At 61.6% G+C, this 10588-nt stretch carries 1 protein-coding gene; it reads right to left on the bottom strand.

The annotated features are described in order from the left end of the window. Positions 1–10415: DUF7507 domain-containing protein (locus G3I74_RS04135; protein WP_164210325.1), on the bottom strand; the 10415-nt coding region annotated here is incomplete at its 3' end. Positions 10416–10588 lie beyond the last annotated feature (173 nt).

Raw genomic sequence — 10588 nt, 5'->3', positions numbered from 1 at the left:
AGCGTCACGTTGCCGTTGTTGGTCGCCGTTAGCGTGTACTCCAGAATACTGCCCACCTCAATCGGGTCCGGCGCACTCGTCAGGCGTTTGAGCAACACCAGGGACGGCTCAGCCTGCGGACCTTGCGCGGTGGCATCGTCTTCGTCTGCAACGCCAGACCCGTTCGGGTCGGTTCCCGCAACAGTCGCTACGTTGGTGAAGCTGCCAGCGTCGATCTCGGCTTGCGTGGTCTCATAACTGGCCGGACAGACCAGCCTGTCACCCGGCGACAGCACCGCAGGCTGGGCCGGCACACACTCGCCCAGCTGCGCCTGCGGATCACTGATCTCCACTCCCCTCAGCGTCACGTTCCCCGTATTGGTCGCCGTGATCTCGTAGCCAACCGCGTCACCCACCTCCAGATACGGGTTGCCAGCACTGATGTCCTTGTCCAGCTCAATCGCCGGTGACTGATCCAGAGCCACCGTTTCATCATCATTGACCGGACCAACCGGCACACCATCCGGATCCGTGCCATCGGCAACGCCGGTATTCACGATCTGACCCGCATCCACATCGGCCTGGGTCACCACATACCGGCCCACCAGCACGCAGGTGTCTTCCGGGGCCACCACCGAACAGGTGATCTGGTTCGGATCAATCCGATCATCGCTCACCATCACATCGCCAAGCGTCACGTTGCCGTTGTTGGTCGCCGTTAGCGTGTACTCCAGAATACTGCCCACCTCAATCGGATCCGGCTCAGCGCCCAAAACCTTATTGAGTACCAGAGAAGGACCAGCAATAGGACCCGGCGCTGTTGCATCGTCTTGTGCACTGACCGGCGTCTCGTTCAGGTCCTCACCGCCGACTAAGGCTATGTTGGTGAAGCTACCGGCGTCAATGTCTGTCTGGATCACCGTATAGCTGGCCTGGCAGACCAGCTCATCGCCTGGGGCCAGCTCAACCGGCTGTGCCGGGTCACAGCTATCGATCGTCGCATCCGGATCACTGATCTCGACATCGAAAAGCGTCACATTGCCAGTGTTAATCGACGTGATCTCATACTCGATCACATCTTCAACTTCGGCGAAGGGCGAACCGGCGTTAATGATCTTGCTGAGCTTAATCGCCGGTTCAGCATCGGGACCATCAGCTGTGGCATCGTCGGTGTCGCTGATCGGCGTGTCATTCGGATCTTCACCGTCAACCATGGCCATGTTGGTAAAACTGCCGGCATCGAGATCAGCCTGGCTGACCGTGTAGGTTGCCCCGCAAACCAGCTCCTCACCCGGCGCCAGCTCGGCCGGCTGAGCAGGAGCGCAGCTGTGGATGCTCGCCTGCGGATCGCTGATTTCAACGTCGAACAGAGTCACGTTGCCGGCGTTGGTGGCCGTGATCTCGTAGCTGATCTCATCACCCACGTTCGCGTAGGGCGAGCCGTCGGTGATTGTCTTGACTAACTCAACGGACGGCGCGCCAGCTGGGCCGACCACCGTCTCCTCGTCGTTGTCGGACACCGGTGTGCCGCTCGGGTCCTCACCCGAGGCCTGGGCCAGGTTGACGATTTCACCGCCATCAATGTCGGTCTGGGTCACGGTGTAGCTTACTGGTCCGCAGTTCGCGGTCTCGCCCGGGTCCAGCGTCATCGGCGCGCAGGTCACCGCACCGCCGAGCATGGGATCATCGACTTCAATGTTGCTGACGGTGACGTTGCCGATATTGGCCACTTCGAAGCTGTATTCGATGATGTCGCCCACCTCGCCGAAAGTCTCCGGCGAGGCCGACTTGATCAGGCCCAGTTCGGGTGCAGCATTCGGGCCGATAACCGTCTCGGTATCCGGCGGGCTGTCCACATCACCTCCGGAAGGCTCGACACCGGAGGCCGTCGCCGTATTCACGATCTGACCGGCATTGACGTCGTCCTGGGTCACGGTATAGGTGACTGGGCCACAGGTCGCCGTCTCACCCGACGCCAGCGTCGACGGTGTACAGGCAATGGTCGGGAAGAGCATCGGATCGTCGACGACAACGCCGGTGAGGGTCACGTTGCCGACGTTCTGGACCTCAAAGCTGTAATCGATGGTATCGCCGGCTTGAGCGTAGCTGTCGGGCGTGGCCGACTTGACCAGCACCAGCCCGGGGTTCGGATCGATGCCAACCGTTTCGCCATCGCTGACCGGGCCGGTCTGGTCGCTGTCGGCGGTGGCGGTATTGACGACCTGCCCGGCATCGGCGTTGCCCTGGCTGACCGTGTACTCAACCGTACAGGCGACCGAGTCGCCCACCAGCAACGTGTCCACGGCACCGTCCCAGGCGCAGTCGGCGACCAGGTCGATGGGATCGACCAGAGGATCGCTGATGGTTACACCAGTCAGCGTCATGTTGCCAACGTTTTCGACGATGATGGTGTAGGCCAACAAGCTCTCAAGCGTTGGCGGCGACGGATCGGCCGAGTCCAGGGACTTGTCGATCGTCAGTTCCGGATTCACATCAAGCGGCGTGATTTCGCCGTCACTGTCGGTGATCGGGTCATCGGAATTGGTGCCGTCATCGCTGACCACGGCAAGGTTGTCGATTTCGTCAATACCCATTGGCAGCGGATTGTCGATGACCACGGCAAAGGTTGCCGACCCGGAGTCACCCGCATCGAGATCCCCGATGCTCAGCTCACAGGTGCTGCCGGCGCTGCTATCGGGCACACAGTTCCAGCCGGCGCTGCTGTTGCCCGGATCGAAAGTGGTGTGATCCGGCACGACATCACTGATGAACACGCCAGTGGCATCCTGGTTGCCGATATTGCCGTAGTTCAGGGTATAGACCACCAGATCGCCAGGCTCAGCGGTGATCCCGCCATCATCCTTGCTGATAAACAGGTCGGGCTCGGCATTGACCGGTGTCGTGACCTCATCATCGAGATCGGGTGTCTCGAAGGACACCGCCTCGGCCTGGTTGACCAGATCGTCGACACCGGCCGGGAATGGATCGCCGATGACCACATCGTAGGTCACCGTCACCGAGTCGCCGGCTCCGAGACTGGCCAGTTCCACCTGGATCGAGGTATTGCCCGGGTTGTTGCCCAGCACCACCGATCCCTGGGTGGTGGTGACGGTGTCGACCTCAAGCGGACTGTTGTCATCGGGCGTATCAGTGATGATCAGGTCCGTCGCCGCACCGACACCTGTATTGTCCAGCACCAGGGTATAGCGCAGCGTGTCTCCCGGCGAGATATCGCCGGAACCATCGGCATCGTTTTCCAACTCGACCGATTTGCTCAATGCCAGATCGGGAATACCCAGTTCGGCCTCATCATCGAGCGGATCGGCGATGCGACCGATATTGTCTTCAGGATCGGCCTCGCCACAGCCGGCCGGGAAAGAGCAGGCAAACTCCAGATCGGCAAGATTGACCACCGGGTTGTTGCCGTCCGGTGACGGCAGCGGCGGATTGTTGGCCAAACTGATGTCGAACGACGCCGTCCGGCTGACGCCCGGCAGCAGCGCCACCGAAGAACTCTCCGCCTGGAAGGTCACGGTCAGTTCCGAGGCGGACAGGGAGTCGACAAGCTCGTAGTCGGTCGGGACGTCGACCCGCTGGTAACTGCCAAGATCCCAGTCGACGTCGCTGAGCACATCGGTGAGCTCGAAATCATAGGCCGGACCGGTACCGGTGTTCTCGACGCTCAGGGCAATCCGGACCACGCCGTTGCCCTGCTGGGTCATGAACTTGCCCAGCTGAAGGTCGGGCTCGACAATGTCGATATCTGCCGTGTCGGACAGCGGCTCCTCGGGATTGCCGAAGAAGTCGAACTCGGCCGTGTTGGTCAGCATCAGTTCGTCGACATTGCCCGGCACATCCACGATCCGCCCGGTTACCCGCAGCTTAATCGTGCGATCCTCGGCGGTCGCATTGGGCTGGACCACGATGGTATCGAAATCGAACACCACCGTGTCATCGAAGCCATTGCCGTTGTCATCGAAGATGCTGATGATGTCGGCCATCGGCCGGCTGATCGTGACTGCGCCACCAACGCCCGAGACCTGGGCACTATCGGCCTCGATGACCCCGGTGTCGATATCCGAGGGCAGGAAATCGGTCACCACAGCCTCGGAAGTCGTGCCCGGCGGCACCAGCACATCAAGTTCGTAGGTGACCAGTTCACCAATGGCCAGATCGAACCGGTTCGGATCGAACGCGCCCGAACCGGTATCGCCAAGGTCGCTCGCATCGCCGACCTTGACCAGCGCCGGAGCTTCCATGGTGACATCGGCCGAAGTGGCGCCGCTACGCCGGCGGGTTTCATCGGCGACGAAACTCGGGGTCGAATCATACTGCGCGACCACGCTGTTGGCGAAACTGGTTCCGACTTCGGCGCTGATATCGACCTGAGCCTGGTAGATGACGGTGCAGCCGCCCTCGGCCAGCGTGAGCGTGTCGAGATCGAATTGGATAATCGGCGCCGCGGAGGCATCGACGCCCAGATCGCTGTCGCAATCCTCGCTTACGAGCCCGAGCCAGTCCAGTTCATCGGGCAGTGTGTCGGTAATGGCCAGTGCAAATGCATCAGCCGTGGAAACACCGCCATGATTGATGACCAGCTCGAAGGTGACGACATCCCCGGCATTGACAATGCCCGAAACCGGGTCGGAAACGGTCTTGTTGAAATTGAGTACCGGATCGACCATTTCGACGGTGCTGGTGTCCTCGATGGCATTGGCCAGCGTATCGGCACTGAGCCGGGCGCGGTTGGTGGCGCTGTCTCCGCTCTGATTGGCCGTTTCATCGAGCACCACGGCCACCACCTCGAAAACGATCTGCTGGTCTTGCTCATTGGCGCCGAGCGGTGGATTGCTCACGGTCCCGAGCGACCAGGTCACCGTGCCACCACCGGCATCGAAGGTCCCGAGATCTCCGGCCGAAATGCCGGCCACACCCAGGTTCGAACCGATCGAGACGATCTCACTGCTGACATAGTCAAAGTCATTACCCGAAGGCAACAGGTCGACGAACTCGGCATCGGGGGTCAGGCCCTGCGGGAAAGTCACCGTGACTCGCCAGGTCACCTGCTCGCCGATGGTCAGGTCCGGGTCGCTCGTCGACGGCTCGCTGGTGGCGAAGATGAACTTGTCGACACCCGGGTCGGACACCACGATGTCATGCGTATCGCTGGTTTCGTAGTCGCGCACTTCCGGCTCGGTATCGTCGACCAGTGAAGTCCACTCCAGCTCCCCGGTATTGGTAACCGTCGTGCCGGTCTGCACCGTGTTATCCAGCACGGCCTGGTAGGTGATCGTGGCCGACTCGCCCTGCGGGAATGCGGGCCATTCAACCGTGATGATGCCGCCGCCGTCGTTGATCTCCACGTCAACGTCATAACCATCGACGCCCACCGTGCCAGTCTGATAGACCACTTCGGCGCTCGGCAGGTCGTCGACAAAGATCACGTTCTGGGCATCGGCATTGGAGGCACCGGCATGGTCGATCTCAATGGTGAACTCGACCAGGTCACCGGCATCACCCGAGGTGATATCACCAACCTTGGAGATATTCAGCGCCGGCTCGACAACCTCGATATCGGCGGCTGCCAACGCGGTCAGATCCGGGCCGAACTGGACCACGGCGGTGTTGGTCAGCACATCGCCACTGGCGTTGGCCGCAAGATCGTTCAGGCGGGCCTCGACCTCTACTACTATCTCGTTTTCGCCGGACGCGCCGGTAGCCGTGTCAGGGTTATTGATGATCTGACCGAAATCGAAATCGACGGTGTCGGCGAGCCCCTGCGGAGTCAGGCGTAGATTCTGGATCTGCGGATTGCCGGTGGGATTATCGACATCGAGGTTCGAACCAATACCATTGGCAGGCACCGCGACCGATATCAGCTCCATGACGCCGGTGGCATCGTGCGGCACCTCGTCACGCAAGGTCACGCTGGGCGTGGTGCCCTGCGGAATGGTGATGACGAGTTCATAGGTGATGGTCTCGCCGATGGCGCTCTTGGGCAGCACGGTAACCGGATCGGAGCCGTCGATGATGTTCTTGCTCAGCACCACCGCATCGATGGTCACTTCGCCGGAAGCCGAATCGGCATAGTTGTTGACGCCACCGTCGCCGGTGCGCTCGCCTTCCTGGCCGCCCGGGGTTCCCGGCGTGGCCGCACCACTGCCGGGCAAGGAGGTCCAGGTCACATCGGCGGTGTTTTCCAGCGGCTGACCCGGCTTGACGTCGACCAGCAGCTCGGCGGCGTAGTCAATCTGCACGCTGCAGCCGGTGGGTAACGCCGCAAACTCCAGCAGCACCTGGTTGTCCGAGGACCGATCGCTTTCAACCGGCGCATCGGGGCAGTCGGTCAGCGTCACCTCGATGCTGCCGATATCCAGTTCCATTTCGGCGGGCAGTTCGTCATCGACCAGCAGGTCGAAGGCATCGGCGGTGTTGGCACCACTGGCAACCGTGTAGCTGACCGTGAACTCGATCGGGTCGCCGGCCTGCCCCGAATCCGGGGTGGCGGACTTGCTCAAGCCCACGATTTCCGGCTCCGCCACGGTGATGGTTTCGGCATTGGAGGCCGGGCCGTTCTGTTGGCCGGCGATCTCGACGCTGAACTGGTTATCACGCTCCGTGCCCGCCTGGTTGCCGGCGATATTGAGCAGCAGGGCATCGAACTGGATGACGACGAATTCGCTGTCAGCATCATCGTCGTCGTTGCTGAGCGTTCCCAGATCAAAGGTCAGCGTCGTGCCCGCGCCCAATGGATCGCCGCTAACATCAAGGTTGCCCGCCGGCACGTTAAAGGTTGGCGAGACATTCGGATCGTTGCCGGAAATCTGCGGGTTGGTGCCAATAGCCCCGTCATCGGAACGAATGCCGGCGTCATTGGCAACAAAGCCCAGTGTCGCAGTGCCGGTAAGGTATTCAAGACCCGGGGCGAGCGCTTCAATGACAGTAAAGTCCGGCGATCTACCCTGGGGCACTTCGATGGCCAGACGGTAGGTCACGACCTCGCCAATGGCCAGGTCATTGCCGGCCGTGTGCGATTCGGTGGTCGCGGACACGTCTTTCTCGGTGCCGACGCTATCAATGGTTACCGAAGCCGAATTGTTGGTGCCGTAAAGCCGCGCGCCATCGCCATCACCGGACGCACCAGGGGTAACTGATCCGGTCGGGTTGGGATCGCTGCCACCGTCGGGCAGACTGGACCAGCCCAGGCTGGCGGTATTGAGGAGGGTCGTGCCGGGCACGACGTTGAACGACAGTGTGGCCCGGTAAACAACGCTCAGGGAGCAACCGATGGGCAGCGTATCGAACGCTACACTGACGGTATTGCCAGCCGAAGAGTCCGTCACGCCAGGCAAGCCGCAGCCGGACTGGTTTGTCACGCTGACCGAATTTGTATCCAGTACGGCACTGCCAGGCAGGACATCGTCAACGACGACATTGAAGGCGTCGGCCCGATCGCTGCCTGACAGCACATCCAAGTCCACCTCGTAATCGATGACCGTACCCGCCTGGCCTGTGGCCGGGCTGGCCGACTTGGTCACGTTCATGGCCGGCTCGACGATACGGATGCGCTGGTCGTTGGAGTCGTCTCCCACCTGGCTACTATCGACACTTGCACGGAAACGATTGTCCCGGTTGGTACCGGCACTGTTAGCCGCGGCATTGAGTACCAGGGCGTTGAATTCGATCACGATCCACTCGTCGTCGTCACCGGTCTCCGAGTTGACGATATCGCCGAGGCTAAAGATCGGGTTGGTACCGCTTTCGAACGGTTCGCCGCTGATCGCCGCGGCGGGAATCTGAAAGGTCGGCGACACGTTCGGGTCGGAACCGATCATGTTCAAATCGACGCCGCTGAGCGTCGAAGACGTGATGTCACCATTGGCGGAAACAAATCCGACCGTGGCCGTGCCATCGTCGAGAAATTGCAGACCGGTCGGCAGCACGTCTTCGACGGTGAAGTCCGGCAGGGTGCCACGCGGAATCCGCGTGATCAGCCGATAGCGGGCGATCTCGCCAATGGTCAGGCGCGGCGGGTTGGCACTGTCGCTGGTGTGAGCTTCGGAGCTGGCGGCCAGTGACTTGCCTAACTCGACCAAGGCGACCTCGATAGCGGCATCATCCTCGATGGTCGGGAACTCCGGCCCGCCGGGCTGGGAGGTGTAGGCGCCGACGGCGAAGTTGGAAAACTGCTCTTCGGGCTGGACACCGATTTCGACCTCGCAGCTGAAGTCTATGAAGGCCACGTTCTGCTCATCGAGCGGCTCGGCCAGACCGGGCAGCGGGTCATTCAGGGTGAGCGGATCGTTGGCATCGAACAGATCGCCGCTGAAATCCAGCCCGTCTCCGGCTTGGGTGACCACGTCGTCGACCGTGCACAAGGAAAGCCCGGCCGGCAGGTCATCGAACAGCGTGACCTCAAAGGCCGGGGCAGTGCCAAGGTTTTCGACGGTCATGCGGAAGGTGATCTGGTCGCCGGCCTCGACTTTGCTGATGCTGCTGTCTTCGGGGAAATCTCCGGGTACCGGGTCGATGACACCGTCCCCATCAGTAGCGATCACGCCCTTGGTCAGTTCCAGCGCCGGCGCGCCGACCTGGATCTGTACCGGGCCGGTATCGGCCGCAATCTCGCCGGGGGTGTTGGCGGTAAAGGCCTGGAGAATATTGGTCAGGACAAGCCCGTCGGCGAACGGCTCATCGGTCACGGTGGTATACAGGTCGACCTCGATGACCTGGGGCTCCTCGGTATCGACATCCGGCCAGTCGATCTGGATGGCGTTCTGCGCCCCATCGGCCGAGATTGCGACCGGCGTCAGTCGCGCGGTATCGTCCGGGCCGAGGCAGATGCCGGCCGTTCCGGCGTCGCAATCGGCCTTGTCGGTGCTGAACGCGAGTTCCACGTCGCCGACCTGCAACACCGGCAGCGGCAGGAAGTCGAGGAACTCGATGTCGCGCGTATCACCGGAAGGGACATTCATGCGCAGGCGGAAAATGACGGTTTCACCCGGCTCGTAGAAGTCCTGGGCGTCGACCAGTGACTTGTCGATCGATACCGGCAGAACGTCCACGGTGGCACCGCTGCCGTCGCTGCAGGCACTCGCGCCCTGCAGCAGGTTGTAGTCGGCGACCACCGAGTTGCCAAGGGCATCGGCGGCCAGTACCGGCAAGCCGGTCTCGCGGTAGGTCTGACGGACGCTGCCCTGGTAGCTGACCGCAATCGTGCTGCCGGCGTCGATCTGCGTGCTGCCGGTCGCGTCCTGCCAGGCCGAGAACAGATCGAGCAACACCGTGGTGTCGTTGGCCACCGTCACGTCGGGGATTATCGAGATCGGCGCGTCTCCGTCGACCGTGAAAATCACGCTGTCGGCATCAAGGTCGATTCCGTCGGCGAGCACGTCGGTAAACACCAGGTCAGAGACATCGCCAAAGTCAGTGACCTGAACGGCATAGCTGTAGTCGATCACGGCTCCCGGGCTGGCCTGTCCGGGCGAGGCCCTCTTTTGAACCGCAACATGCTCGGCCGTGACCTTGGTGTCGTCGAAGACCTCCGGCAGGGGATTGCGGTTGTTGTCCTGATCGATGTAGGTAGCCGTCACGCTCGCATCGTTCATGATCGGACTGGTCTCGCAGACAGTCTCGTTCAGAATATCGACGATATGACCCGAATAGGTCACGACGATCTCGCCGCCCCCGGTCATTCCCACGTTTGCACCACACTGGACTTCCAGGTTCCCGCCCGGCGCGCCGCCCAGGGGCTCCTGCGTCACCGAACAGTTATCCCCGGCCACGACGGTCGCCGATCCCGCCTCGTACAGGAAATCGTCCGGCAGGGTGTCGACAATGGTGATCGGATCGATGATCGCCGTATTGGCGATATCCACAGACAGGGTATAGGCATAACGCCAACTGCTACCCGGCGGCCGTTCGGATTCGGGCGTGCTGTCGGTCTTGTCGAACAGCAGGACGGTCGGAACAACCGCCTGCTCGACCCCATCGCCGACGATTGGCCCGTTGTCGCCGGTGGCGCTGTCGCCGAACTGGTAGACCGGGGTCAGGTCCACGGTAAGCGGATCGCCGACCACGGCATCGGGGTCGATCGTCAGGCAGATTTCCACCGGTAGCGGTGGAGAGCCTTCGACCAGGGAGCCGACCGGCAGCAAGATGTTGCGATAGGAGAAACCCTCCGGCCCGGTTACCGGCTCATCGATACGCGGATCGTTCAGTTCAGTCTCGGTGACCAACGGATCCGGGTCGAGAGGAAACTGGCCGATAAAATTAGCCGTTCCGCCACCGAAGGCCGAGGCCGAGTCGAACTGCAGCAGCGGCGGCAACACCAGGCGCAGATAAGGCCCGAAACCGGTCGGGCCGGAGTTGGTCACCTCAGTGCTAAAACAGAACGGCTCGCCCAGAAAGGACTCATCCGGAACCGTTTCGGTCAACTGCGGTTCCGGGGCTTCCTGAGCCGAGGCCCCCTCGATTACTACACAATAAAAGACCGCGATGAAAATCGCGAACCATCTGGACACAACAAGTAGCCCCCGGAAAAGACTCGCATTGGACGTTCAAGCATTTTTCTGCGTCCGTATTGCAGTCATGCTCCAGGGGTGATCAC

The sequence above is a fragment of the Wenzhouxiangella limi genome (genome assembly GCF_010499265.1).
Lineage (GTDB): Bacteria > Pseudomonadota > Gammaproteobacteria > Xanthomonadales > Wenzhouxiangellaceae > Wenzhouxiangella > Wenzhouxiangella limi.
The sequence above is the reverse complement of the archived record's forward strand: the minus strand, read 5'-3'. Positions and strand labels throughout refer to the sequence as shown.